The organism is Enterobacter sp. Lyrl_3, assembly GCF_051948675.1.
GTDB classification, from domain to species: domain Bacteria; phylum Pseudomonadota; class Gammaproteobacteria; order Enterobacterales; family Enterobacteriaceae; genus Enterobacter; species Enterobacter cloacae.
In genome coordinates, this window is the sequence record NZ_JAYJLI010000055.1 from 1 (window position 1) to 1,189 (window position 1,189).

At 54.8% G+C, this 1,189-nt stretch carries 3 protein-coding genes and 1 pseudogene; 1 reads left to right on the forward strand and 3 read right to left on the reverse strand.

Going from position 1 to position 1,189, the window contains the following annotated elements; all coding sequences use genetic code 11:
* Both VF709_RS24830 and VF709_RS24835 read right to left on the reverse strand, forming a co-directional pair.
* Window positions 1–212, reverse strand: a 212-nt coding sequence (locus VF709_RS24830) for an ANR family transcriptional regulator (RefSeq protein WP_440232472.1), incomplete at its 3' end; no start/stop codon positions are given.
* A 128-nt stretch (window positions 213–340) separates the two neighbouring features.
* The gene (locus tag VF709_RS24835) at window positions 341–550 is read right to left on the reverse strand and encodes a hypothetical protein (RefSeq protein ID WP_335265831.1); all 210 of its coding nucleotides are present in this window, start codon (window positions 548–550) and stop codon (window positions 341–343) included.
* 59 nt (window positions 551–609) lie between these two features.
* On the opposite strand from VF709_RS24835, the gene VF709_RS24840 reads away from it, so the two are divergent.
* On the forward strand, window positions 610–813 hold the full coding sequence (locus tag VF709_RS24840) for an ECs_2282 family putative zinc-binding protein (protein WP_417323399.1): 204 nt from the start codon (window positions 610–612) through the stop codon (window positions 811–813).
* A gap of 84 nt (window positions 814–897) precedes the next feature.
* On the opposite strand, the pseudogene VF709_RS24845 reads toward VF709_RS24840, so the two are convergent.
* Window positions 898–1,189 (reverse strand): annotated as a pseudogene (locus tag VF709_RS24845) (DUF3296 domain-containing protein); the annotation flags it as partial.

Sequence of the window (1,189 nt, forward strand, 5' to 3'; positions counted from 1 at the left end):
GCCTGGTGATAACGCTCGCACAGGCTGGCCCGGCATTCATACCAGTGTCGCTGGCCCGGGGTCCTGGTGGCATCAGCGGCCGTCCGCCACCACCGGGCCGCTTCACCATAGTTTCCCTGTCGCTCCAGGCTGGCAGCGGTCTCCGCACTGCCAGAAGCGTGCTGGCTGTCGCCGTCCGGCGGGGTTTCAGTTGTGTGTTGTGTCATGTCCATTTCCCATCCTGGTAAAAAATAAAACAACAGTCTCAAAGACTCACACAGGGTGGCAATCTCGCGCAAAAAAGTATCGTTACAGGTTGTTCCCGGCGACCAGAGCAGAGTGTCGTGAAGGCGGGTCAAGATCATGAAGGCGGTGACTCATCGCCAGGACTACCGGAGAAGATGCTGGCGGTTCTACTGTTCGGTGAAAGCAAATGCCGGACGGATGAGGAAACGCTATCGGTGCGGTTCAGTACCATTCGTTCAAACATGTCGTGCTTTTCGTCTGCGATGGTGACCACATCCACGCATCGACGGTGATTCGGGACAGGGTCAGATGAGTCTTGCGACATTGACCCTGTCGTTGCTACGGTCTGGCAACCAGGCTCGTCAATAAAAAAGGTTATCGCCCTTGAGTAACATTCCGTTTAAGTGCCCAGGCTGCAACCACGATCTCACCGTACACAGTGGGACCGAAATCAGCGATGTTGATGATGCTACCGGAATCACTTGCGTCCATTGCAGCAGAATTGTCAACAAAGAGGATATCATTCAGCAAGCCCGTGACCATGCTGCGGTTCTTGTCAGAAATATTCTCGGAGATCACTTCAGATAGATGATGAAGTGCTTTCGGGGGGGCATCTGATCATCGCCGCCAGTCTCTGCAGACCAGCTCACCGGCTGGTAAACAATGTACGCGTTAACCCGCTATCCCTGTCCGTGCTGTCGCGACGGGAGCCTGCATCGCCTGAACCAGTGCCTTAAGCTGGTTAAATGGTGTCGTGAAGGCTCCGCGAACAGAGCGGTTGATAATCATCGGCGTCATGCTGGTGATGGCATCGTGCTCGACGCCGGTCACCGTTTGCCATGCACCGGCAATAGCGACGCTAATAGCCTGCAACGCGTTTTCAATACGTTGTGCATTACGTGCAGCCTCCAGCGTATCGAGATTCATCATCATAACCATCCGGCATTCTGGTGCACTGTTCGAC

Coding starts and splice junctions, on each gene's coding strand:
- VF709_RS24835 (WP_335265831.1), bottom strand. CDS start 550: ATGTCGCAAGACTCATCTGACCCTGTCCCGAATCACCGTCGATGCGTG.